Source organism: Paraburkholderia sp. LEh10, assembly GCF_017814945.1.
GTDB lineage: Bacteria > Pseudomonadota > Gammaproteobacteria > Burkholderiales > Burkholderiaceae > Paraburkholderia.
Genome location: NZ_JAGIPX010000023.1, coordinates 22957 through 47620 on the forward strand (window position 1 = coordinate 22957; position 24664 = coordinate 47620).

The 24664-nt window shown below is 62.2% G+C and carries 22 protein-coding genes; 13 read left to right on the plus strand and 9 right to left on the minus strand.

Features of this window, described 5'->3' with window-relative positions; all coding sequences use genetic code 11:
- Positions 1-6 precede the first annotated feature (6 nt).
- The 3 genes from J8I87_RS20025 to J8I87_RS20035 form a co-directional block, all read right to left on the minus strand.
- Positions 7-828, minus strand: coding sequence for a hypothetical protein (locus tag J8I87_RS20025; RefSeq protein WP_209933513.1), 822 nt, complete (start codon positions 826-828; stop codon positions 7-9).
- Positions 829-856: 28 nt separating this feature from the next.
- Positions 857-2320, minus strand: coding sequence for an alkaline phosphatase D family protein (locus J8I87_RS20030; RefSeq protein ID WP_209933514.1), 1464 nt, complete (start codon positions 2318-2320; stop codon positions 857-859).
- 160 nt (positions 2321-2480) lie between these two features.
- Positions 2481-3380, minus strand: coding sequence for a DUF72 domain-containing protein (locus J8I87_RS20035; protein ID WP_209933515.1), 900 nt, complete (start codon positions 3378-3380; stop codon positions 2481-2483).
- Between the two features lie 409 nt (positions 3381-3789).
- Between J8I87_RS20035 and J8I87_RS20040 the strand changes: the two genes are divergently transcribed.
- The 4 genes from J8I87_RS20040 to J8I87_RS20055 all read left to right on the plus strand — a co-directional run bounded on the left by J8I87_RS20040 (position 3790) and on the right by J8I87_RS20055 (position 7491).
- The gene (locus J8I87_RS20040) at positions 3790-4098 is read left to right on the plus strand and encodes a hypothetical protein (protein WP_209933517.1); all 309 of its coding nucleotides are present in this window, start codon (positions 3790-3792) and stop codon (positions 4096-4098) included.
- A gap of 295 nt (positions 4099-4393) precedes the next feature.
- Positions 4394-6046: an acyl-CoA synthetase gene (locus J8I87_RS20045; RefSeq protein WP_209933518.1), complete on the plus strand. Its 1653-nt coding sequence runs from the start codon at positions 4394-4396 to the stop codon at positions 6044-6046.
- 327 nt (positions 6047-6373) lie between these two features.
- Entirely contained in the window at positions 6374-6628 is a 255-nt protein-coding gene (locus J8I87_RS20050) for an H-NS family nucleoid-associated regulatory protein (RefSeq protein WP_209933519.1), read from the plus strand.
- Positions 6629-6705: 77 nt separating this feature from the next.
- The gene (locus tag J8I87_RS20055) at positions 6706-7491 is read left to right on the plus strand and encodes a class II aldolase/adducin family protein (RefSeq protein ID WP_209933520.1); all 786 of its coding nucleotides are present in this window, start codon (positions 6706-6708) and stop codon (positions 7489-7491) included.
- A gap of 160 nt (positions 7492-7651) precedes the next feature.
- Here the strand turns inward: J8I87_RS20055 and pcaG are convergent, their stop codons facing one another.
- Together pcaG and pcaH are read right to left on the minus strand one after the other, a co-directional pair.
- Positions 7652-8242, minus strand: a complete 591-nt coding sequence (pcaG, locus tag J8I87_RS20060) for a protocatechuate 3,4-dioxygenase subunit alpha (protein WP_209933521.1) — start codon at positions 8240-8242, stop codon at positions 7652-7654.
- A gap of 2 nt (positions 8243-8244) precedes the next feature.
- Positions 8245-8949 carry a protocatechuate 3,4-dioxygenase subunit beta gene (pcaH, locus tag J8I87_RS20065; RefSeq protein ID WP_209933522.1) on the minus strand — a complete coding sequence of 235 codons (705 nt, stop codon included), beginning with the start codon at positions 8947-8949 and terminating at the stop codon, positions 8245-8247.
- A 108-nt stretch (positions 8950-9057) separates the two neighbouring features.
- On the opposite strand from pcaH, the gene pcaQ reads away from it, so the two are divergent.
- Together pcaQ and J8I87_RS20075 are read left to right on the plus strand one after the other, a co-directional pair.
- On the plus strand, positions 9058-10152 hold the full coding sequence (gene pcaQ / locus J8I87_RS20070; protein ID WP_209933524.1) for a pca operon transcription factor PcaQ: 1095 nt from the start codon (positions 9058-9060) through the stop codon (positions 10150-10152).
- A 118-nt stretch (positions 10153-10270) separates the two neighbouring features.
- Positions 10271-11407 carry a 4-hydroxyphenylpyruvate dioxygenase family protein gene (locus J8I87_RS20075; protein ID WP_209933525.1) on the plus strand — a complete coding sequence of 379 codons (1137 nt, stop codon included), beginning with the start codon at positions 10271-10273 and terminating at the stop codon, positions 11405-11407.
- A 28-nt stretch (positions 11408-11435) separates the two neighbouring features.
- Here the strand turns inward: J8I87_RS20075 and J8I87_RS20080 are convergent, their stop codons facing one another.
- Positions 11436-12065: a helix-turn-helix domain-containing protein gene (locus J8I87_RS20080; RefSeq protein ID WP_209933526.1), complete on the minus strand. Its 630-nt coding sequence runs from the start codon at positions 12063-12065 to the stop codon at positions 11436-11438.
- A 324-nt stretch (positions 12066-12389) separates the two neighbouring features.
- Between J8I87_RS20080 and J8I87_RS20085 the strand changes: the two genes are divergently transcribed.
- Together J8I87_RS20085 and J8I87_RS20090 are read left to right on the plus strand one after the other, a co-directional pair.
- Positions 12390-13889 carry an aldehyde dehydrogenase family protein gene (locus J8I87_RS20085; protein ID WP_209933527.1) on the plus strand — a complete coding sequence of 500 codons (1500 nt, stop codon included), beginning with the start codon at positions 12390-12392 and terminating at the stop codon, positions 13887-13889.
- Between the two features lie 115 nt (positions 13890-14004).
- A complete protein-coding gene (locus J8I87_RS20090; protein WP_209933528.1) occupies positions 14005-15177 on the plus strand; it encodes an FAD-binding oxidoreductase in 1173 nt (390 codons plus the stop codon).
- Positions 15178-15358: 181 nt separating this feature from the next.
- On the opposite strand, the gene J8I87_RS20095 is transcribed toward J8I87_RS20090, so the two are convergent.
- Together J8I87_RS20095 and J8I87_RS20100 are read right to left on the minus strand one after the other, a co-directional pair.
- The gene (locus tag J8I87_RS20095; RefSeq protein ID WP_209933529.1) at positions 15359-15868 is read right to left on the minus strand and encodes a metal-dependent hydrolase; all 510 of its coding nucleotides are present in this window, start codon (positions 15866-15868) and stop codon (positions 15359-15361) included.
- 129 nt (positions 15869-15997) lie between these two features.
- Positions 15998-16336 (minus strand): sugar ABC transporter ATPase, encoded by a 339-nt coding sequence (locus J8I87_RS20100; protein WP_209933531.1) that lies wholly within the window; start codon positions 16334-16336, stop codon positions 15998-16000.
- A gap of 434 nt (positions 16337-16770) precedes the next feature.
- Here J8I87_RS20100 and J8I87_RS20105 point away from each other — a divergent pair, with 434 nt between their 5' ends.
- The 5 genes from J8I87_RS20105 to J8I87_RS20120 all read left to right on the plus strand — a co-directional run bounded on the left by J8I87_RS20105 (position 16771) and on the right by J8I87_RS20120 (position 22326).
- Positions 16771-17319 (plus strand): fimbrial protein, encoded by a 549-nt coding sequence (locus J8I87_RS20105; RefSeq protein WP_209933532.1) that lies wholly within the window; start codon positions 16771-16773, stop codon positions 17317-17319.
- Positions 17320-17538: 219 nt separating this feature from the next.
- Positions 17539-17973 (plus strand): fimbria/pilus periplasmic chaperone, encoded by a 435-nt coding sequence (locus tag J8I87_RS46020; RefSeq protein ID WP_313065229.1) that lies wholly within the window; start codon positions 17539-17541, stop codon positions 17971-17973.
- Entirely contained in the window at positions 17973-18314 is a 342-nt protein-coding gene (locus J8I87_RS46025; protein WP_313065230.1) for a hypothetical protein, read from the plus strand. Before J8I87_RS46020 ends, J8I87_RS46025 begins: the two co-directional genes overlap by 1 nt.
- Positions 18315-18518: 204 nt before the next feature.
- Positions 18519-21245 carry a fimbria/pilus outer membrane usher protein gene (locus tag J8I87_RS20115; RefSeq protein ID WP_209933533.1) on the plus strand — a complete coding sequence of 909 codons (2727 nt, stop codon included), beginning with the start codon at positions 18519-18521 and terminating at the stop codon, positions 21243-21245.
- Between the two features lie 145 nt (positions 21246-21390).
- The gene (locus J8I87_RS20120) at positions 21391-22326 is read left to right on the plus strand and encodes a fimbrial protein (RefSeq protein ID WP_209933534.1); all 936 of its coding nucleotides are present in this window, start codon (positions 21391-21393) and stop codon (positions 22324-22326) included.
- Between the two features lie 429 nt (positions 22327-22755).
- Here the strand turns inward: J8I87_RS20120 and J8I87_RS20125 are convergent, their stop codons facing one another.
- Positions 22756-23880 carry a GNAT family N-acetyltransferase gene (locus J8I87_RS20125; protein ID WP_209933536.1) on the minus strand — a complete coding sequence of 375 codons (1125 nt, stop codon included), beginning with the start codon at positions 23878-23880 and terminating at the stop codon, positions 22756-22758.
- Between the last annotated feature and the right edge of the window lie 784 nt (positions 23881-24664).

The window sequence follows — 24664 nt, forward strand, 5'->3', positions numbered from 1 at the left end:
AGCTTATTACTTCCCCTTGCGCTTGCGCGAAGCGGCAGAAGAGGAAGAAGCAGAAGAAGCCAGCGCAGCGGGCTCGATGATCGGATACGTGTGAGGCGTGGTATAGCGGCCTATTGGCTCGCGTCCATTGAACTTCTCGAAGTACTCGTGCCAGTAGTTGGCCGCGGCCCAGATCGCTTCAGGACATGACGCCCTCGATTCGAGCCCCGGCGTCAGATCGAAGTTGGCGGCGGCGCAGACGGTTTCGATCATGCACGTCGATGGCAGGCCATAGTTTTCGTGCAGCGGATTCGGCGTGCGCGCCGCGCCCCACGCATAGGCGAGCCAGCGCAATACATGTTCGAGCGCATCGAGCGTCGCGCGCGACTGCCGGAAGCTGTCGACTTTTCCGACCACCTTGTCCTGCTCGACAGGCAATGCGATCACGGCGATATTCGGAAAGCGCTCCGTGTCGTCGAAATCCGTCAGCGGACGCGCGACCACGCCGTTCACGCGCGCCGCAAACTCGGGGCCTTCGGGCTGGTGCAATGGCACATGCAGCGCTTCGGCTTTCTTGAGCGTCGCGCCCGCCAGCCGGACGAGAATCGAGTCCGACCAGAACGACGGCAGCATGTCGTGGCGCAAATGCGATTGCGCAATGCGCACGCGAAACGACAGCGTATCGCTGCCGCCCAGCAGCACGACGTAGGTCCATTCGCCGGGCCCGCCCGCTTTCATGTCGAGCACGGCGCGCTCGCCCCATGCGGTATTGCCCTCGCCGCTCTTGCGGTCGAACGGCGTGAACTGCGGATTCGATTGCGTCGTGGTCGATCGTACGATCTTGAGCATGGCCGTGCCTCGTATTCTGATGTTCCCATTAGCGCGAGCGCAGTTCGAAGCGCTTCGTAGATACGGATTGCGATATCGCCTTGTCGCTGGAAATGCCGTAGTAGCTGACCTGCATATCGACGCCGCTGCCGACGCGCGTGAACGAGACGATCGCCACCTGATCGCCGCGCTGTCCGTATTCCGCATTGAGAACGAAGCGGTGATTCAGCCCGAAGCGGTCGGGCACCGGGTCGGGATCGGAATGGCGCGGCCACGGGTTGCTCTTGCCGAAAATGCCTTTGATCGAATTGGCCGCTTCTTTGGCCGTGTCGAGAAACGGCACGCGAATCAGCCGCGACGGCGAGGCGATCACTTCATAGATCTTGATGCCCGTTTGCAGATCCTGGCCCGATGCGACGCGTCCCCAATGCACGTCGCCCGTCATGTAGACGACGGGGATGCCGTTGTCCGCGAGCTTGCCGATGGCCGTTTGCAACACATCGAATTGCGCGTAGTTCGGCATTTCGGCGTCGAATGTCTTCTTGCTCCAGTCGGTGGCGGGCGGGTCGATGAAGAGCGCCTGCCCCGACGCTAGCAGGCCGACGGCCGGCTCGCCCGCCGCGTGCGCAGCGATGAGATCGGCGACCCACTTGTTCATTGCGTCGACGCCTTTGGGGCCCATCAGCGACGTGAACTGATTGTCGCGGTCGCAGCGCATATCGACGAACAGCATTTTCAATGGGTCGACGTTCAGGCGCACCGCGCCGCCCGCGCCGCCAGGCGCACCCCCCATCTGATAGTCCTCGTAAAGCGCGCGCGCCGTATCGCCGAGCAGCCGGCGAGACGCGTCCGTCCACGTGTCGGGTAACTGCTTTTGTGCAAACGGGTAGTTGTTCCAGAACTCGTGATCGTCGGGAATGCATACGACGGGCGCGCGCTCGAGCACCGCCTGCAGCCCCGGCACGCGCAGCGCGCCGGACAGCCAGTTCAGGTAGTACTTGTTGGCGAGCAGGTGCGCGCGCTCGGGGTTCTGGTCGGGCACGCGCTGTGTGAGCGGCTGGTCGAGATACACCTGGTCGCCCGCCAGAACGGTCAGATGCGGTTGCACCTTGATCTGCGAGACGATCGTGCCGAGCAGTCCGTCGATGTCTTCCGGTTGCGAATAGCACGACGACAGCAGGATGTTGAAGCTGCCGTCCATCAGCGTCGGCACTTCTTTCGGCAGCGAAGTACTCGCGAACTCGAACGACTCGCCGCCGGCTTCGATACGGATCTGACGCGGCCTCGATTCGTCCGGCACCTTGAAGTGCAATACGCACTGGTGATTGATGGGCTGGCCCGCGCCATCGACGCTGAAGTCGCGGATCGGAAAGAATGCGGGCGGCGCATCGGGAGCGGCGGCTTGCCGGTCGATAAAAACCTGCGGCGCGGGCGGCGCGGCTGTGCCGAACATGCCGATCCATAGTTGCAGGATGCCCGGCTCCGTGGCCTGCACGTAGCCGCTCAGCAGCATCGAAACGCCTCGGCGGTATCGTCCATGAGCGTCGCTTTATCGTCTTATGAAAGTTGTCTGTAATCCGTTTGAATAAGACGAGGCTAGTCGATGCAAACTGAATTGCAACCGGAAAAGATCTAAAGCATGCCGAATGGAAATGCGCGCATTGAAGCGGCGCTTATGCAAATCGCTCCTGCTGCAGGATACGGATCATCGAATGCGCATTGCGTTGCGCGCAATCTTCAAAGCAATTGTTGAAGACCACATGCGTGCGTCCCGAGCGTTTGGCGATCTCGCGCACGGGCACGGCGATCTCTTCCAGCTCCTGATCGCTGTAGACGTAGTTGAAGCGGCCTGCTGCCGTCGTGCTGCCGCTCCATGTATCGGCATTGCGGCCGTGCAACCGCACGATCGCGAGTTCCGATGACGTGGCTTCCCACACGGTATGCGCGCGATTCGGCACGCCTTCGGGCGCGTCCATCACGACATGCACGAGCCCGCGCTCGCGCTCGAAGGCGAGTGTGCCTTCGCGGTGCCGATCGTCGAGCCAGCTCGCGTTGCGAAACTCGAACGCCGTCAGATACGGCTTCATCCGGTCCGCGCACTGCGCGACATGCGCGCGATCGCGCGGCGCGGTGGAGATCCACGGCGCGAACTGGAACAGGATCGCGCCGAGCTTGCCCGCCGCCCGCAATGGCTCGACCGCCTCGAAGAAGCGCCGCCACATCTCGTCGATGATGTCGGGCGGCACGTCACGGTAGTAGAGATTCTTTTTGCCGGTCTGCGGGAGCAGCGGCTGAATGTCGGGCGGAAAGAATTTGCGCTCCGTCTGGTGCCCGGTGAACAGACGAAATGCCTTGACGTTGAATGTGAAGTCCCCGGGCGTGCGCTCGGCCCATTGCGCGCAAGTCGTCGCGCTCGGCATCGCGTAGTACGACGCATCCACCTCGACTATCGGAAACTGGCTCGAATAGAAGCGCAGGCGCGCTTCGGCGCTCGTGCAGCCCTTTGGATAGAAGCGCCCGGATTTGATGAGCGTGGCGTCCGCCCACGACGCCGTCCCGACTTCGATCGACATGGCTTGTCTTCCGTGCAGAGTCAGTCCGGGCATCGTACTTCACTTTGCAGACCCGGCTTGTGCGTGCTGCCTCACGCATGCGAGCAAACCCGCGTTCGGACCGCTTTGCGCACGACCGTTATAGAACAGCGGAAGCCTTCGAAGTTGCCGTCATGACGGCCTGGAAGCTGTCACGCGGCGCTCGGCGCCGCAGAGTACCCGCGGACAGCCGCCGCGCGCAACGCAGCGCTCGCCTTCGAATGGGTCCATCGGCGTGCGGGCCGCGTTCCGTCTTGTCGTGCGTTGGGTGTCGCGCGCGGATTGCGACTGTGCCGTTTCGGCGCTGCTCCGAAAGCCACGTGATGCTTGTCTGCTTCGTCTAACCTGTCATAAGTGCTACGATGCCTGGGTGACGACGATGGAGGTGGAAATGGCGACCTATGCTATCGATGCCGTACGCATTAACCCTATGACTGACCGCGTCACCCACGTCCGTTGGGCCCTCGTCAATCCTAAAACGAATGAATGGCTTTCGCCGCACGAGATCGTCGAAGTCAGGGACGTCGTGACGGCGATCCACGCGGGCAATGCCGTCTGGTCGCTGTTCACGCTGGGCGGCATGAATCTGCTCGGACCCAAGATCAAAACGGTTTCGCACGCCGACGGCAACGACGGGATTGATACCGACGTGCCGGACGGCCACGTCGAAAAGTTCATCGACGATTTACCGCGCGTCTGAGCGCTTCAGCGCCCGCGATGTCCCGCGCGCGCTGCCCGATTCCCGGTTTCGCGCGCCGCCCGCGTTTGACGCGGGCGCTGCGCGCGCGGCATCGCGCAATGCGGCTTCGCACAAAATGCTGCGTTCCGGCACTACATTCAATTCCGGCAGCCGATAATAAGCATTGCGTTTCGCATGCGGATTGGCGGTGCCTTTGAGTGGCGCAGCTTCACGCTGCCTTGTATCCGGCACCGCTGCAATCACGGGAAAACAACCGAACCGATGGGCGGAGCCAAATGTTCCGCAGGAGACAGCCATGACGCATATGTTCGATGCGGGACTCGGCCGGCGCGAGGCCAACTACGTCCCGCTGACGCCGATCGATTTCATCGCGCGGGCGGCTGAAGTCTATGGCGACCGGCTCGCCGTCGTGCATGGCGACGTGCGCCGCAACTGGCGCGAAACCTACGAACGCGCGCGGCGTCTCGCGAGCGCGCTGCAACGCGCGGGCATCGGCCGCGGCGATACGGTCGCGGCGCTGTTGCCGAACATTCCGCCGATGATCGAAGCGCATTTCGGCGTGCCGATGGCGGGCGCCGTGCTGAATACGCTGAACACGCGGCTCGACATCGCGTCGATTCTCTATATGCTGCGCCATGGCGATGCGAAGGCGCTGATCGTCGATACCGAATACGGCGAGCTTGCGAGGTGCGCGGCGCAGGAGTGTGCGCAACTGCGCATCGTCAGCGTGAGCGATGCGATGCCCGCCGACGCGCAATGCTTTGAGCACGCAACCGACTATGAAGCGTTTCTGCAAGGCGGCGATCCGCAATTCGCGTGGACGCCGCCCGCCGACGAATGGGACGCCATTGCGCTGAACTACACGTCGGGCACGACGGGCGAGCCGAAGGGCGTCGTCTATCACCATCGCGGCGCGTATCTGAACGCGCTCAGCAATATCCTCGAATGGGACATGCCGAAGCATGCGGTGTACCTGTGGACGCTGCCGCTCTTTCACTGCAACGGCTGGTGCTTTCCGTGGACGGTCGCGGCGCGCGCGGGCGTCAACGTATGTCTGCGCAAGTTCGATCCGAAGCTCGTGTTCGACCTGATTCGCCGCGAGCAGGTCACCCACTATTGCGGCGCGCCCATCGTGCAGAGCGCGCTCGCGAATGCGCCCGCGCAATGGCGCGAAGGCATCGCGCATCGCGTGTCGACGATGGTCGCGGGCGCGGCTCCGTCGCCTGCCGTGATCGCGCGAATGAAGTCGATCGGTTTCGATCTGACGCATGTCTACGGCCTGACGGAAGTGTACGGGCCGGCGTCCGTGTGCGCGAAGCAGGACGCATGGGATGCCCTCGCCGACGATGAACGCACGCGGCTCACCGCGCGGCAAGGCGTGCGTTACCACCTGCAGGCCGCCATCGACGTGCGCGATCCCGATACGCTCGATCCCGTGCCGCGCGACGGCGAGACGATCGGCGAGCTGATGTTTCGCGGCAATATCTGCATGAAGGGCTATCTGAAGAACGAGCGCGCCACCGATGCGGCTTTCCGCGGCGGCTGGTTCCATACGGGCGACCTCGGTGTGATCACGGAAGACGGCTACGTGCGCATCAAGGATCGCAGCAAGGACATCATCATTTCCGGCGGCGAAAACATTTCGAGCATCGAGATCGAAGATGCGCTGTACCGGCATCCCGCCGTATCGGTGGCGGCCGTGGTCGCGATGCCGGACGCGAAATGGGGCGAAGTGCCATGCGCATTCGTCGAGTTGAAGGAGGGCATGGACGCGAGCGTCGAAGAAATCATTGCGCATTGCCGGCAATTTCTGGCGGGCTTCAAATTGCCTAAAGCCGTCTTCTTCGGAGAATTACCGAAAACATCGACGGGCAAGATTCAGAAATTCGAATTGCGCGCGCGCGTCAAGTCGTCGAGTGCAATCGATCAGGAGCGCGGGAACACGTAGCATGCTTATGGTTCGATCCGCGCAAACGTAGAGCCCGCGCCGCTTTGCGCGCATGTCGGCGTTGCGGACCCGGCAATGGGTGCTAGAATCCCGTTCAAATCAGGGAAGCGGCCTTGGCTCATCAGGGCTACATGGGGAAATTGCGGTAAGCATCGTACGACTTTTCGCCACCATTCAGTTTGTCGAATATTTCCAGTATCCGCGAGTGACTTCCAAGGTTCGCGGATATTGGCGAATTCGTATTAAGGCTTGCTGGAAGCGCAAAGCCTTTAATCTATTTAACGCGCGCTTGTCAGGCCGCGTAGTTCGATACGTTATCGGCACGTTATGAAAGAGCGAGAGGAACATAGGACGCTCGACCTCGACGGTCAAGCGCGCGAGCGGCTGATCCTGTGGATCCGGCGGCGCATGGAAGAATTCGGCATTACGCTCGATGATCTCGAAGCGGCACTCGCCGTCGACGCCGCCACGCCGAAATACCGCGACGCTTTTGGACACGAATGGGACGGCAGGGGCGAGCGCCCCGACTGGCTCACGCGCGCCGTCAACGCCGGCCAGGACATCGAGCACTTCCGCGTCTGAAGTGCAAGCAATGGCGCTTTGCTTTTCCGTTTCCCTATCCGTTTGAGCGCCGCGCGACTCTTCTCACGGAGATTGTGATGTCCGACACCACCACGCCGCATGCCGGGTATGGCAGCGAAGAATGGGCGCTACGCTGCGAGCTTGCCGCGCTTTATCGGCTCGTTGCGCATTTGCGCATGACCGACCTGATCGACACGCATATCACCGCGCGCGTCGCGGGTCCCGAGCATCACTTTCTGATCAACCGCTATGGCGTGCTCTTTCACGAAATGCGCGCGTCGGATCTCGTGAAGATCGATCGCGACGGGCGCGTCGTCGAAGCCGCGGATCGCGTCGCCGCCGAGCCGCAGCGCTATCGCGTGAATGCGGCGGGCTTCACGATTCATTCGGCCATTCATATGGCGCGGCCCGATCTGCGCTTCGTGATTCACACGCACACGCCGGCGGGTTCGGCCGTATCGGCGCAAAAACAGGGCTTGTTGCCGATCAGCCAGCATGCGCTGAAGTTCTACGGTGCGCTCGCGTATCACGACTATGAAGGCATCGCGCTCGATCTCGGCGAACGTGAGCGGCTCGTCGCCGATCTGGGTTCGCACAATGCGATGATCCTGCGCAATCACGGCTTGCTCGCGGGCGGCAAGTCGGCGGCGATGGCGTTTCAGGAGATCTACTTCCTCGAACGCGCGTGCCAGATCCAGATCAACGCGCTTGCCGGCAACGCGGAATTGACGCTGCCGCCCGAGTCCGTGCGCAAGCTCACGGCGAGCCAGTTCGCGCGCGACGACGAGGAAGGCATCGCGCAGCTCGCATGGGAAGCGGCGCTGCGGCTGATCGATACGTCCGTTGCCGATTACCGCAGTTAATGCGGAAGAACCAAAAAAAAGCCCGCGTCGAAGCGGGCGTCCAAAACTGCTCGGAGTTTCGTTGCGCGATTTGACTCGCGCAACGCATCGTAGCGCCCGCTTATGAATACGTGATGAACCTTGCATAAGATGCATGCAAGGCAGGGCGCTTTGCATCGCATCAAACGTCGAAGAACACCGTTTCGTTCGATCCTTGCATATGGATGTCGAAGCGATAGACGGCGTTGCCGCCGCTCGTCTCACGCCTCGCAACCAGCGTCGCGCGGCGTTCGGCGGGCACGCTTGCGAGCACCGGGTCCTTGTCGTTCGCGGCCGCTTCGTCGTCGAAGTAGATGCGCGTGAACGTGTGCAGCAGCATGCCGCGCATCGTGACGATCACGTTCAGATGCGGCGCTTCATCGGGCGATGCACGGCCCGGCTTCACCGTTTCGATGATGAAGCGTTTATGCGGGTCCGTGCCCGTGCCGAAGCGCGCAAAGCCGCGAAAGCCCGTCTTTGCGACTTCGTCACGCGATTGCGGATAGCGGCCTTCGCTGTCCACCTGCTGCACTTCGATCATCGCGTCGCCGATCGCGGCGCCGTCGCCGTCGAACACCTGGCCGACCACGGTGATGTGCTCGCCTGCTGCCTCGCGGTCGGCGAGGACGCCCGAAAACAGGCTCTTCAGGTCGAAGTTGTATTGCTGCGGGCACAGGCCATAGGCGAAGTACGGTCCGACCGTTTGCGAAGGGGTCTGCTTAAGCGTCGTCATGATTAGCGCTCCATCGGGGTTTCGTTCGGACCGCGCAGCACGATGTCGAATTCGTAGCCGAGCGCGTAGTTCTCTTGTGTCACGTCGAGCGTGAAGCGCGAGATCAGCCGGTCGCGGGCGCCTTCCGGCGTGCCCTGGAAGATGGGATCGTATTGCAGCAGCGGATCGCCGGGGAAGTACATCTGCGTGACGAGCCGCGAGCCGAAGTAGTCGCCGAACAGCGAGAAGTGAATGTGATTCGGGCGCCATGCGTTCGGGTGATTGCCCCACGGATACGCACCGGGCTTGATCGTCATGAAGCGATAGCGGCCTTCGTTGTCGGTCAGGCAGCGGCCGGCGCCGAGGAAGTTCGGATCGAGGGGCGCGTCGTGCTGGTCGTTCTTGTGCACGTAGCGGCCGGCGGCGTTCGCCTGCCACACCTCGACGAGCGTATTGCGCACCGGGCGGCCGCCTTCGTCGAGCACGCGGCCCGTCACGATGATGCGTTCGCCGAGCGGCTCACCGTTTTTCGCGGCGTTGCGCGTCAGGTCGTTGTCGAGCGGACCCAGATCTTCCGCGCCGTAGACGGGCACGCGCTGGTCGCGCAGACGCTCCTTCAGTGGAATCAGCGCACGCGTGGGGCCGCGCTTGACGGACGAGCCATACGGCGGGTGGATATAGGCGGGATGCGAGGGAAAGTCACGCGGACTCAGAATGGAATCGTCCATCAGATGTCTCCTTGGGGATTCGTTTATGGCTAGTGGATGACGTGACTTTATAGAAGCGAAGAAGTTATGCAAAATGACGTTTTTTCGAATCTCGTATAACGATCCGTTATGCAACGCAGCCTCGCGGACAGCCGCGTCAAATTCCGGCATCTGCAGTGCTTTCTGGCCGTCGCACAGTTCGGCGGCGTGCAGAAGGCGGCCGAGAGCCTGTCGATCACGCAGCCCGCCGTATCGAAGACGGTCGCGGAGCTCGAAGACATTCTGGGCGTGCGTCTGTTCGAGCGCGGCCGCCACGGCGCCGTGCCGACCCGCGAAGGGCAGCTTTTCATGTCACACGCGAGCGCCTGCGTGAGCGCGCTGCGGCAGGGCGTCGATCTGCTCTCGCGCGCCGAAGGCGAGGCCGCCGCGACGCTCGATATCGGCGTGCTGCCGACGGTGGCCACGTCGCTCGTGCCGCCCGTGCTGCGCTTGTTCCGCGAGCAGTGGCCCAATGCGATCATGCGGTTCGCGACGGGTTCGAACACCGAATTGCTGGAGCGCCTGAAGGCGGGCGCGATCGAATTCGCCGTCGGCAGGCTGGCCGATCCCGAGCGGATGGTGGGGCTCACGTTCGAGCAGTTGTATAGCGAGCCGCTCATCGCCGTCGTGCGCGTGGGGCATCCGATGACGACGGCCGCGGTGTCGCCCGCCACGCAGCTTTCCAACTTTCCCGTCGTCGTGCCGCCTTACGGCACGCTGATCCGGCAATCGGCGGAAAGCCTGCTGCGCGCGTGGGCCGCGCCGCCGTTGTCGTCGTTTGTCGAGGTGCTGTCGGTGTCGGTGGGGCGCGCGCTCGCGCTCGAAAACGACGCCGTGTGGTTCGTGCCGCGCAGCGCGATCGAGTACGAGCTGGCGCATGGCTTGCTGGCCCCGCTACCGTTGCCTGTCGCGGGCACCGAGGAGCCTGTCGGGCTGATCCTGCGCTCCGACACGCAGCCCACGCCAGCCGGCCGCGCGCTGATCGACGCCGTGCGCAAGGTCGCGCGTGAGAGGCTCGCACGCAACGCCCAGGCGCGTGCCGAAGAAGAGAATGGAAAGGCGGCCGCAAAGAGCCGCGCCAGGAAAGACGCGAAGGGCGGCGTCAAGGCGGATGCGAAGCGCGGCGCGAGGGCGCCGAGAGGCGGCAAGGCCACGCGCGCACCGCGCCAGAAGATGCAGCTTTGAACTGGTTAGTACAAAATTGTGGTTGCGGGAGTGCCCGTGCGCGGTGTAAAACACGGTGCGCGGCAAGCCCGATCCGTTTGTCTGTCGAGTTTGAATAGCACGATCCATGGAGATGCACATGCCCAGCGACCTGCCGACCCCCAACGACGCCCTGAAGGCCGTCGCGGACCCGGAGCACAATCCGCTCGGCACAGCCGGTATCGAGTTCGTAGAGTTCGCCGCACGCCATCCGCAGGTGCTCGCCGATACCTTCGTGAAGCTCGGCTTCAAGCCTATCGCGCGCCACATCAGCAAGGACGTGACGCTGTTCCGCCAAGCCGAGATGAATTTCCTGCTGAACGCGGAGCCCGATTCGTTCGCCGAGCGTTACGCGCAGGAATATGGCGTGGGCATCTGCGCAATCGGCATTCGCGTCGCCGACGCACAGCGCGCGTACGACCGCGCGGTCGAGTTGGGTGCGTGGGCCTTCGAAGGCGAGCGTGTCGGCAAGGGTGAGCTCGTCATTCCCGCCATCCAGGGCATCGGCGATTCGCATATTTACTTCGTTGACCGCTGGCGCGGGCGTGGCGGCCAGAAGGGCGGCCTTGGCGACATCTCGATCTTCGACATCGACTTTCGTCCCATCGAGCCCAGCACCGCGCAGGCCGATCTGAGCCACGCGGGCACGGGCCTCGTCGCCGTCGATCACCTGACGCAAACGGTCGGCGCGGGGCGCATGCAGGAATGGCTCGACTTCTATCGCGAGCTGCTCAACTTCCGCGAGATCCACGAGTTGCATGCGAACTGGCATGTGTCGGCGGAATCGCGCGTGATGGTGTCGCCGTGCGGCGCGATCCGCATTCCGCTGTATGAGGAAGGCACGCGGCGCACGAACCTGATGCACGAATATCTGCCCGATCATCCGGGTGAAGGCGTGCAGCACATCGCGCTCGCCACCGACGATATCTTCGCGTGCGTCGATCAGCTGCTCGCCAACGGCATCGAACTGGTCGAGCCGCCGCCGCGTTATTACGATCAGATCGATGCGCGCCTGCCGGGGCATGGGCTCGATATCGAACGGCTCAGGCGCGGGCGCATTCTCGTCGACGGCGAGATCGGCGCGGGCGGCGTGCCGCTGCTGTTCTTCCAGACGTTCGTGCGGCGGCGCGAAGGGGAAATCTTCTTTGAGATCGTGCAGCGCAAAGGCCACCACGGTTTCGGCGAGGGCAACCTTGGCGCGCTTGCGCAGGCGCGCGCGGCTTCCGCGGCTTCGTAAGGAGCCTTGTTTCAGGGCGCCTCGCCCGTTATTTCTTCGATGCTCCGCCGTTGCCCGCTTGCGGCAGATCGGCGTTCGTCGCCATCCACAGTACTTCGGCGTCTTGCTCGCTCGTCGAAACGGCCGCATGTCCCGTGCGGCTGTCGAAGTAGATGCTGTCGCCCGCATTCAGATGTGTCGGTGCGTAAAGCTCCGAATACAGGCAGACGCTGCCGCTGATCACGTACAGAAACTCTTCGCCTTCGTGACGGCCCCAATCGTCGAACGCATCCAGCGTGTGCGCGGTGATGCGGATACGAAACGGCAGCATCGCCTTGTGCGCGAGGTCCGTCGCGAGGAGCTCCATCTGGTAGCCGCGATACGCGTGACGCTGTCCCTCGTCCTTGCGCGTGAGCGCGCGCCGGCCGCTCGCGTTGACCTTCGGTGTTGAGCCGAACAGTTCGCCCAGATCGATCTTCAGGCCGACGACGATCTTCTGCAGCACGTCGAAGGTCGGCGACATCAGGCCGTTTTCGACCTTCGACAACGTGGAGCGCGACACGCCGCACAAACGGCTGGCGGTTTCGAGCGTCAGGTCGTGTGCGAGCCGCGCGGCGCGCACACGCCGGCCGAGGTCCGACGTTGAGGGTTCGGGCGACTTGGTGAGCGAGGTGTCCATGAGCTTGAATGCGAGGGCGGCGCAATGCCTGGGGTGTTTCCGATCATAACATCCGCCGTTTCGCGAGCCGCCGCGCGGGCGGCGCGGCGCGGTTCGCGGACACGCGGATTTCCGATCTGAAACTAACCTCGAGAGTGTGCACGATGACCGGCCGCGCTGAGAAGCGCCGCGAGCGCAAACCCGGGAAAACCCTCATTTTTCGTTGTTTCTCACGTGCAATGGGATACGCAGCTTCATGTCGCAACGCGGCTTGTCGCCATACATGCCGGCGTGTATAGTTTCCGAACTTACTTTTGTTTCGTATCGGAAATCAAAGGAACCCAGATGAACGCATCGAGCATCCTTGCCGATCTCGGCATTGCAGGCGCAGCACAAGCGGGCGATATCGCCGTCCATTCGCCCATCACGGGCGAGCTCATCGGCCGCGTGGCCAGCCAGACGGCGGCGCAAGTCGATACGGTGCTGGCCAACGCGAAGCAGGCTTTCGAACAATGGCGCAACGTGCCCGCGCCGCGCCGCGGCGAACTCGTGCGCATTCTCGGCCAGCGCCTGCGCGAGAAGAAGCAGGCGCTCGGCAGTCTCATCACGCTCGAGATGGGCAAGATCCTGCAGGAAGGTCTCGGCGAAGTGCAGGAAATGATCGACATCTGCGATTTTGCCGTTGGCCTGTCGCGCCAGTTGTACGGCCTCACGATCGCGTCGGAGCGCCCCGGCCACCGGATGGCCGAATCGTGGCATCCGATGGGCACCTGCCTCGTGATCTCGGCGTTCAATTTCCCGGCCGCCGTGTGGTCGTGGAACGCGGCGCTCGCGCTGGTGTGCGGCAACGCCGTGGTGTGGAAGCCATCGGAGAAGACCCCGCTGACGGCGCTCGCCGTCAATCACATTCTCAACGAAGCATTAAAGGAATTCGGCGATGCGCCCGCGGGCCTGACGGCCGTCGTCAACGGCGGACGCGACGTCGGCGCGAAGCTCGTCGCGGACCCTCGCGCGTCGATCGTCAGCGCGACGGGCAGCACGGAAATGGGCCGCACGGTCGGCGTCGAAGTGGCAAAGCGCTTTGGGCGCTCGCTGCTCGAACTCGGCGGCAACAATGCGGGCATCGTCACGCAGACCGCCGATCAGGAACTCGCGCTGCGCGGCATCCTGTTTTCGGCTGTCGGCACGGCGGGCCAGCGCTGCACGACGCTGCGGCGCCTGTTCGTGCACGACAGCGTGTATGAGCAGACCGTCGAGCGTCTGAAGCAGCTCTATGCAAAGGTGCCGATCGGCAATCCGCTCGAAACGGGCACGCTGATGGGGCCGCTGATCGACAAGCAGTCGTTCGCGCGGATGCAGGAAGCGCTGCAACAGGCGGCAGCGGAGGGCGGCAAGGTATTCGGCGGCGAGCGCGTCGAAGTGAAGGGCCATGAAGGCGGCTACTATGTGCGTCCCGCGCTGGTCGAAATGCCGTCGCAAACGGCCGTCGTGCTGAAAGAGACCTTCGCGCCGATTCTCTACGTGCTGCGCTACAAGGACTTCGGTGACGCCGTTGCGGCGAACAACGCCGCGCATCATGGCCTGTCGTCGTGCGTATTCACGAACGACCTGCGCGAAGCCGAGCGCTTCATGTCGGATTCCGGCAGCGACTGCGGCATCGCCAATGTGAACATCGGACCGAGCGGCGCGGAAATCGGCGGCGCGTTCGGCGGCGAGAAGGAGACGGGCGGCGGGCGCGAGTCAGGCTCGGACGCGTGGAAGGCCTATATGCGGCGCGCGACCAACACCGTCAACTATTCGTCGGCGCTGCCGCTCGCGCAAGGCATCGACTTCAACATCGGCTGATGTCCGGACGCGGCGTGCATCGCGCGCCGCGCTTTCTTCGATAAAGGCTGCATAGCGTTTCTCAACCCGTCGCGGGCATTCGATGCCCGCCGACCCGCTTCGTCTGGAGTGGCCTGTGAGTTCGAAAGTCGTCATTGTCGGTGGAGGCGTGATCGGCAGTTCGATCGCGTATTTCTTGCGCCTGTCGGACCCGACGGTCAGCGTCACGGTGATCGAGCGCGATCCGACGTATGCGCGCTCGTCGTCGGCGCTGTCGGCGGCGTCGATCCGGCAGCAGTTCTCGACACCGTTGTCGATCCAGATGTCGCTGTATGGCATCGAGTTCTTGCGCTCGATCGGCGAGCGGCTGGAAATCGACGGCGCGCAGCCCTCCATCGATCTGCACGAAGGCGGCTATCTGTTTCTCGCGACACCTTCGGGCGAAGCGACGCTGCGCGAGAATCACGCGCTGCAAAAGCGCCTTGGCGCAGACATCACGTTGCTCGACAAGGCGGCGCTCGGCGCGCGTTTTCCGTGGCTCAATACAGAGGATCTGAGCGCGGGCGCGTTCGGCGAAACGGGCGAGGGCTGGTTCGACGGCTACGGTCTCGTGCAGGCGTTGCGCAAGAAAGCGCAAGCGCTCGGCGCGCGCTATGTCGCCGACGACGTGGCCGCGCTGCGTCGCGAAGGTCGGCGTGTCACGCATGCCGTCACTGCACGCGGCGAGACGTATGCGTGCGATGTCGTCGTGAATGCGGCGGGCGCGTGGGCGCGGCGTGTGGCGTCGATGGCGGGCATCGAGCTTCCCGTGTACGCGCGGCGCCGCAGTATCTTCAATGTGAGTTCACCGGCGAAGCTCGGACATTGCCCTTTGCTGATCGATCCCAGCGGCGTCTATTTCCGCCCGGAGGGCAGTTCGTTCATCTGCGGGACGTCGCCTTCGGCGGATCACGATCCCGACGATCTGCCGCTCGACGAAGTCGATCACGCGCTGTTCGACGAGGTGATCTGGCCTACGCTTGCGCATCGTGTGCCGCAATTCGAGGCGCTGCGAGTCGAGCATTGCTGGTCAGGGTATTACGAGTACAACGTGTTCGATCAGAATGCGATCATCGGGCATCACCCCGATGTCGATAATTGCGTTTTCGCCAATGGCTTCAGCGGGCACGGATTGCAGCAAGGCCCCGCGACGGGCCGCGGCATCGCCGAACTCATCCTGCACGGCCGATATCTGACGCTCGATCTTTCTTCACTCGGCTTTGCACGCGTACTGGAGAATCAGCCGATCGTCGAGAAGAATGTCGTATGAGGTGATTCGCTAGCTGCCGACTTGTTCGCGCATCGCGGCTTCCTGCGTGTGCGCATGCGCGGTGCCGCTGCGCTGAGCGGCTGTTCAGGTGTCCGTGCGCACGCCGATCTCTTTGACAGGAACGGGCCGCCGCGTGTCGCGCGGTAGTGAGCGAGCGGCTTGCAGAATCTGAACGGGAGAGCTATAGCAAGCGCTTCAACATCGTCAACGGAGCAGCACCATGCATCCAGACGTGCGAAACCACGAACCACGCTCCCGCCCACGATGCAGCCACCACAATCAGATCGCAATGTCCGCTGTTCCAGAGATTCAGCGAATGACGTCCCAGAATCCACGGCACGCCTAGCGGGTTCGGCCAGTCGGCGAGCAGGTGCATCACGCCACCACAAGCGAAGCCGAACGCGACAGCCGACACGGGATGATGCGGCATCGCGTGCCAGGAAAAGAACAATGCCGCAAGCCAGCCGACGCCCCAATGCGTCGCCGTGCGATGCGTGATCCACAGACGCTTCTTGCGCGACCACCACGCGAGCTCGAGCCAGTCCGGCGCAGTCGCGCCCGCGATGCCCGCCGCGAACGTCAGCCATAGCCACACGTGAAACGGCCCCTGCGATGCATGGTGCGCAGCCAATGCCGCGGAGATGATGCCGGCCGCCCAGCCCGTCGCGTGATGTGCGTTGCTCGATGCCATTGAAGTCGCGCGCCGCTCTGTGGCGCGGTGGTAAACGGGGCGGCCATCTTCGCAGAAGCACGCACAAAAAAACAGCCCGTGGATCGCGCGGACTGGTGCTGTTGGCAGCGTGTTACGAAGACTTACACATCAGGTCGTGCAACGTGCGATTGCGAAGCGCAATTCCTCTTCGGGCGGATCGTCGCCCGTGCCGCGCACGGCCTTGATGACCGAGCCGCTGCCCGAAGGCGTCAGCGTAATGAAATACGATCCGTTCGACGACGAGCCGATGGTCAGATCGGTCGCGCCATTGTTCTTCGACACATGCACGCGCGACAGACGGCTGTCGAGGCAGCGCGCAATATCGGCAGCCGGCCGCGCCGACGACGCATAGACGATCGGTTCGGCTGAAGCGCTGGACTCAGGGCCGCGCGATGATCCGCAGGCGGCGAGAACGGCTAACGGGGCAACAAGGATGAGTCGTTTCATGATGGTGTCGTCTGTGTCGTGCGTGCGGTGGGCTTACGTTGAAGTATAGCGACGCAGGCCGCAGGCTAATGCCGCATTGTGTTAGCAATTGATTCGAACGCGCATGCCGCTTCGGCGCTCAGTCAACCCGTCTGCAGAGTTCCGGCGTGTCCCAGTCGCGGATAGTCGCGTTTCGCGGCTTGCGCACTGGCTGCCAACGATAAGACTAATCCGGATACGTCCACTTTGAAAATTCAGATCGATGCTCCTTGGGCCAATTTATAGGAAGGTTTAAAAAGTGGGTAAGTGACTGAATTTACCTACGCTTATGGGAGTTTTCGTATATGGGATCGATCCGTACCTGTCGATAATTCGCTGTCCGCTGTTTAAAGGGGCTGGGGTGCTGGATTCGCTGCTCCAGCGCTTTCATTACGAATAAATTACTTAGGATCACTATGAAAAAAATCACTATCTCGATGATCGCCGTGGCGATGGCTCTGGCCACTGCCGGTGCGCATGCTGGGCCGGCGAGCAACGGCGGCGTGGTGACCATCAATGGTCAACTGCTTGCCAATACGTGCACCGTGAGCGGCAACGGTCAGGGCAACAACTTCACCGTCACGCTGCCGACGCTGTCGACTTCAGAACTGTCTGCTGCGGGCTCGGTCGCGGGTGCCACCGGCTTCAACATCGCCTTGACCAACTGCACGCCGACAACGGGCAACGTGCATACGTTCTGGGAATACGGCCCGAACACGCTGGCCGACGGCAATCTGCAGAACAACGGCACCGCCACCAAGGTGGAAGTGCAACTGCTCGACTACAACGGCGCCATGAAGGTCATCGACGTGAGCAAGGCCGATGGCGCGCAGAACTCGCAGGTCGTCGCGATCACAACCGGCAACGCCAGCCTGCAGTACGCAGCGCAGTACGTATCACCCGTTGGGAGCGCAACGGCCGGTACGGTGACGACCACCGTCACCTACTCGATGGCGTACCAGTAATCACCTGTTGTGCGAAAGGGGCGCTCGCGCCCCTTTCCGTCCGCAAGGACGCGTCAGGAGGAATCGGCCGCCGTGAGGTCCGTGCCGCCCTCTGCGGGAGCGGCGAGCGAGTTGCGTCTCGCGCCCCCGTGCGCTTCATTCCGAGTCGTCGCCCTCAGGCCTCGAGTGCCAATGTTCCGGCACGCCGTGCCATGGGATGCGCAAGAGGCCATGTAGGCCATGTCATCGAACTTCGTTATCTGGTTGAGCGTCATGAATATCCGAAAACTTGTCAGCGGCGCATTGGTCGCAAGCGGGCTGGCCCTGGGCGCACTGCTGCCATGCGCGGCGCAGGCATCCGTCGTCGTCGCGGGTACGCGGGTGGTCTATGACGCCATGGATACCGAAGTGACCCTCAAGCTTTCCAACGTCGGCACGTCGCCGGCGTTGACCCAGGTGTGGCTCGACAAGGGCGACGCGAGGGAGGACCCGAGCAAGCTCGACCTGCCTTTCGTGCTGACGCCTCCCCTTGCGCGCATCGACCCGGACAAGTCGCAGACCATCCGCATCTCCTATACCGGCGAAGCGATGCCCGAGGACCGCGAAAGCCTTCTTTGGTTCAACCTGCTCGAAGTGCCGCCCAAGCCCACGGCGGCGCAGGCGGGCGCGAACTAGTGCAGCTCGCATTCCGCTCGCGGCTGAAATTCTTCTTCCGTCCCGCCGGCCTGCCAGGCAAGGCCGACGATGCGCCCGAGAAGCTGCGCTGGCATCTGGTTCAGGCAAACGGCAAGCCCGCATTGCTGGTTTCGAATCCCACGCCGTATCACGTCACCATCATCGAGGCCCGGGTGGGCGAGGATCCAAATGCGCCGAAATTCGACGAAGGCGGCATGGTGGCGCCGGGCGCGCAGCTCGCGCTGCCGCTCACGGCTGTTCCGGGCGGCGGCGGAAAGGTTTCGTTCACGACACTCAACGATTACGGCGGCCCGATGAAGCACCAGGCGGCATTGCAATGACAGCGCGGCTTGCGCGGCCGCAGGCCGAACAGATTGGAGCTGCGAAGGAGCCCTAAGCCTTCGTCAGCCGGACAAGGTGGCGCCGGACGGGGCAGGAATTCCGGCGTACGTGTTCAGCATCGACTCGTCGCGGGGCAGAAGGTCTGGGTGCCGATGGCTTGAGCCATCGGCAGGGGCCGGTATTGCCTGCAAATCCGGCTCACTATGAAAACTCGAAACGCAAAATCCGACTCCAGGCGCACTCGCGCCGACTTCCTCTCTGAGTTCCTCTCTCTGAGCCAGGCCAGCGCGGCCGTGCTGCTCGCGTTCACTGCTGTACACGCAAGCGCAGACGGCCTGGCGAATGCTCCGGGCGCGGCGCAGCCGGAGCCCGCAACGTCCGCCGATACACAGGGCCCCGCGCTGCCGCCCGGGGAAACCGCGAATCCGGCGGACACTGCCCAGCCGGCCGCTCCCATCAAGTCGACGCTGGCATCCACAGCACTCGCCGCCGTCGAGTTCAACTCGCGGTTCCTGACGGGCAGCGATGCGGCGAAGGTCGACATTTCCCGCTTCGACAAGGGCAACATCGCGCTGCCGGGCCACTATCGCGCCGCGCTCTATGTGAACGGCATCTGGATCGGCGTAACCGACGTCAACCTGCGCGAAGTGGCTGGGCAGAGTCGTAACGCACAGCCCGTGTTCGACCGCGACCTGCTCGCGCGCGTGGGTGTGGACCTCACGCGCCTCACCGATGCAGCGCGCGCGAAGCTCGACGCCGTCGGTAACGGCGGCAGCGTCGCGCTGCTGCCCGATCTGATCCCGCAGGCGACGGCGGCGTTCGACATCGGCGAGCAGCGTCTGAATGTGAGCGTCCCGCAAGCGATGATGATCCGCAATGCACGAGGCTGGGTCGATCCGAAGTTCTGGGACGACGGCGTGCCGGCGGCGACGCTCCAGTACAACGCCAACGTCTATCACACGAACGGCCGCGGCCTGTCGATCACGCAGAGCTACCTCGGTCTCAACGCCGGTGTGAACGTGGGCGCGTGGCGCTTCCGCTACAACGGCGCCATCACGAACTCTTCGGGTTCGGGCACGCAGGTGCAGAGCATGCAGACCTATCTGCAGCGCTCGTTCGAGCCCATCAAGAGCCAGTTGACGGTCGGTGATTCGTACACGGACGGCTCGATCTTCGACTCGTTCGGCGTGCGCGGCGTGCAGATCGGCACCGACGACCGCATGTACCCGGAGTCGCAGCGCGGCTATGCGCCGACCGTGCGCGGCATTGCGAATTCCAACGCGAAAGTCCAGGTCAGGCAGAACGGCAACATCATCTACGAGACGACAGTTGCGCCAGGTCCGTTCGAAATCAACGATCTCTATCCGACGGGGTTTGGCGGCGACCTGCAGGTCGTCGTCACCGAGGCTGACGGCAGCCAGCACATTTCCGCGGTGCCATATGCCGCGCCCGTGAATGCGCTGCGCGCGGGCCGCTGGCGCTACAACATCTCGGCAGGGCAGTACCGCAACACGAGCCTGAACAGCCATCCGTTCGTGTTCGAGGCGGGCGTGCAGCACGGCCTGAACAATCTCGTGACGCTGTATGGCGGAACAGTTCTCGCCGAAGACTATCTTTCGGCAGCCGTGGGCGCGGCGCTCAACACGCCCGTTGGCGCGTTCGCATTCGACGTGACGCAGGCGAACACGCATCTGCCGAACATGGCCAGCCGCAGCGGGCAGAGCTTGCGTCTGTCCTACTCACGCATGTTCGAACCGACCAGCACGAATGTGACGCTGGCCGCTTACCGGTACTCGACGAGCGGCTTTCTGGACCTCCAGGACGCGATGACGCTGCGTGACCTCGCGCTGCGCGGCACGGCATACATGAACAACGGCATCCAGAAAGGGCGGTTGCAGCTCACGCTCAATCAGAGGTTCGACAAATACGGCTCGGTTTACGTGTCGGGCTACACGCAGAACTACTGGAACAAAGAGAGCCGCGACACGGCGTTCCAGGTCGGCTACAACACGAACATCGGACGCGTGGGCGTGGGTGTTTCAGTTGCGCGCGAGCTTGACGTCGACACCGCGCGCTGGGACAACCGCGTGATGCTCAACCTGAGCGTTCCGCTCGATATCGGCGCGAAGCCCGTCAGTACGATGACGAGCTTTACGCACGATACGCGCGATCACAGCAACCAGCTTCAGGAAACCTTCACGGGCGTCGCGGGCGCAGGCAACGAATTCAACTACGGCGTCACGGCGGGCTATACCTCCGGCAGCGGGGCGGGCGGCAGCGTCAACGCGAACGTGGGCTATCTGAATCAGGTGACACAAATGCGTGCGAATGCCGGTTATGGCAACGGCTATACGCAGGCGGGCGCGGGCCTTACGGGTTCGATCGTCGCGTTCCGCGACGGCATGGTGTTCTCGCCGCAGACGGGCGACACGCTCGCGATCGTCGAGGCCAAGGATGCCGTGGGTGCGCGCGTGTCGAGTTCGCCGGGCGTGCGCGTAGACCCGCATGGGCTCGCGATTGTCGCCGGCATGCAGCCCTATTCGCTGAACACCGTCGACATCGACACGAAGGGCCTGCCGATGGGCATCGAACTCAAGAGCACGGAGCAGCACTTCGCGCCGACAGCGGGCGCCGTGGTGCGCGTGAAGTTCGACACGGATGACCGTGGCCGCGCGGTGGTGATGCGCCTGCGCCGCACGAATGGCATGGCGGTTCCGTTCGGTGCGGACATGCTCGACGAGAAGGGCGACAACGTCGGCACGGTGAGCCAGGGCAGTCGGGCGATGTTCTATACCAAGGTGGCCGAAGGCGATCTGACCGTCAAATGGGGCGAGGGCGTGGAGCAAAGTTGCAAGGTGCGCTACGCGTTGCCGGTTGCCGCAACAGACAAATCGGCGCAGACAGCATTTGCGGATGCAAGCTGCCAATGATGGAACAAAGACCTGATTTGATAAAAGACCCGGAGAAAAAATGAATCCATGCGTTACGAGATTTCTTTGCAAGATCATTGCGATATGTTCACTATGCTTCTGCGGTCATGCGTATGCAGTCACCAATTGCCTGGCAACTTCCGGATTGCCGAATGCACTTGGCTTTCCCGGCTCGGTCAAGGTAACCAGCGACCTGCAGCCGGGCGACACTATTCCGGGCACAACCCAATCATTTGCCATTACCGGGTCCTGTGTTCTTGGAAAGGGCTCCCCAAGCACGATACAGGTCGGCTCCGGCATCGTGGCCTGCACGCTGAACGGCGGCTCTGTTGAAGTCATGCCGGGGGTTTATTCGACTCCTGTGCCCGGTATAGGCATACGGCTGCGTGATGGTTCCGGAAACCCGGTTACGAACGCAGGCGGACAAGGCTGTCATTCAACTATTTCGACCATCGGCTCTGGAGGCAGCTATGCTTTTTCAGGTAGTCTGGAACTGGTCAGAATCTCCGGCACTATCCCTCAGAATGCCACGCTGTCAGGCGGCCCAACGGGGAATGGCGCCTTTGCCTTTGGTGTCTACAATACAGGCACCGTGCTCAATGATGACAAAGGCGGTATCAATACTGGGAACAGTTCGATTTACCCGACGGGTAATATCGTATTCCAGAACATCACCTGCACGACTGACTATCCGTTGGCGGTAACGCTGCCCGCGGCATCCGTAGCCGATCTGCCAGCTGTAGGTTCCACTTCGGGTACGACACGCTTCGATATCGGCGTCATTTGCGACAGCAACGCGGTGGCCAGCATCTCGATGGGGCCCGCGGCGGGCATCAGCGCGATCAATCCTGGTGCGGGCATTGTCGGGTTGCAAAACAATGCTGGCAGCGCGTCGGGTGTAGGTATCCAGATTCTCGATCAGAATCGAAATCCGTTCTCGATGGTGTCGTTCAACAGCCTCGGTAGCGTGTCAGCGAATCTGCGCTCCGCTTTTCCCTTCTTCGCTCGTTACAACAGGGTGAGCAGTTTGTCGCCGGGCAGCGTGACAAGCGCTGTCGTGTTCACGATGAGTTATCAGTAGAGGTGAGAAGCTCGCAGTTGCGTGGGCGCGACGACACCCTTCTGACACGGGACCGTCCCTCACGTGCGAAAGGCCGCTGAGCAAGCATGACATGCGTCAGGTCGGACGTGCAGCGATAAAGGCCAGCATTGCCCAAGCGTAAGTCTCTGCGCCAACCCTTTCCGGCGAGCACCCGGTATAGGCGCAGAAGTGCCGAAAGTCATCCATCGCCGTGTGCCCGAATTCGTTCGTCGCTAACTGACGATCAGTTAGCATCCTGGCCAGAATCTCGTCAGGCTTTCCAGGGCTCATGGCCACCTCCATTGCTGCCTGGAACTGCGATCTCCGCGCACGCGAGCGTCTGCTGCAGCAGCGTCGCATTTTGAATTTGCCGTTACACAGCCCTATAGCGCTTGATGCAAATGACTGATCCACATAGTCAACATTGCGTTAAACCGCAGCCAGCCCCGCTTCCTTTTTATGAACTGGTTGTTGCCGACGGAAGCGACGACGGAGGTTCTCTCCTTGAAACGCTAGTAGTCCCCATCGTGAGTTTGCGATTTGCATACTACACATGGTCAAAATGTTGTCGCGACTCCAGTATCCTTTATGCTTTTCCGAGCCGGCGCCGAAGTCAAGGTCGAGATGATGTTCGAGCGCCCATTTAACACAATGCTCTGTCGCAATGGCACCGGGCGACTGCCGCGAGTAGGCAGGATCAAAACCCGCTATAAGATTGTCAACGCAGGTCTTGCCCAACCCGAAAATGTTCACCGCAAGCGGGGCGCCATCGAGGCTGACGACCACTAGCCGAGCAATGACTTCGCTATCGGTCTGATTGAGCAAGGCGACAAGAAAATTTCGGTACTCCACCGAGTATAGCCATTCTCCCTTTTTGTCCGCGCGATCGGCCCACTGGCGCTTGCTTTCAAGCATCCAGTCAACCAAACGAGCATTTTCTTCGCCGTCCTCGGGTCCAAGAAAGCGAATTCTCACATCCCCCTTTTTCGATAGGCGCCGTTCCAGTGCACCAGGCTTGTTTTCAAATAATCGTCCAAGCGACGAGCTGAAGGTGTTCCAGTCGGCCTCACCGCGCAGCATTGCGACGGCGACTGGATGCACGGCCTTCGTCATAACACCACGCTTGCTCGACGCCAGTTCGAACAATCTGGAATCGGCATTCAGAAATGGCAGGAGGATGATATCGGCGCCGCATCGCTTTTGGACCACGTCCCACGCACGTGGAACCGCCTTCAAAGCCGTGGGTCCGTCCTGCACAAGGATGTTCGTATAATCAGTAGATTCGCTCGCAAGCGGACGCACAACTGTCCACCAGAGCTTCCGGTACACCACGAGCGGCCATACCATGACTAGCCGCCCTTGCTCCCGCAAGGTGATGCAGCATAGTTTCCTGCCGCGTGGTTGGGCGACTTTGGTCCAGCACAACCAGCATACTGCGAAAGCCTGGTGGTGGCGGCCTTCCGCTCTTGACCACAACTCGTTCCATTCCGGCTCCAGGGCACGAAACTCGACAGGGTTACTGACAATATCAAGACGTAGACCCGGTTCATCCATACGTTCCTCCGGTGATGCCCAAAGGTAGAAGCTGGATTGGAATCGTCGTCTGTAGCAAACGCGAGGCTTCAGGCAGACAATACAGTGAGGTGCAATCTTAGGCAAATGAAGGTTAGATTCCAGTGCAGGCTTACGTGCTGTGTGCGGGAACTCACATAAACATGAAACGATTACCCGGATTTTGCTACAGTTGGATCCTTACCGGATGCAACGCCAAGCATCTGAGGCGTAAGCGATCCAGCAAATCCGGGCTCTATCGGGCATCCGGCGGGTTCTGGAGTGGACAGGCCGTTCGAATGACAAATTGTGGGATGAATGAGCGGCAACTATTGGCCGACTATCGCGCGACGAGCGAGCGCGGCGATCGCCTCTGCCGGGTCGCCCAATGCAAAAAGGCCTAAAGAGAGCCGGAGCTGCCTTTCGATATGCTCCGGAACGGACCCTCGTCCCATGTTTCACTTTCGCTGCGTCTTCGGCACGTCGATGGGATGCCTGCCCATGCAGACTTCGGCGCGACGCCTTGACCACGACACTTCGTCACGCGCTGAAACATATCGCTCGGTGCTGCGTTGAGAATGGGCGACTTTCAATGAACAAGAAGCAGATGGGCTACCGATTTGAGCGTGACACGTTTCGATGTGCAAATTTGAATACGAAGGCTAGCGAATGTATCGCACCCGATAGGGTTGCCGAATGTCCGACTCAGATCGAAGCGTAGGTTGTTCGCATCCACAAGATCGGGAGTGACGATGAGGCTATGGTTGCCGCAGAATTGAAGGCTTTG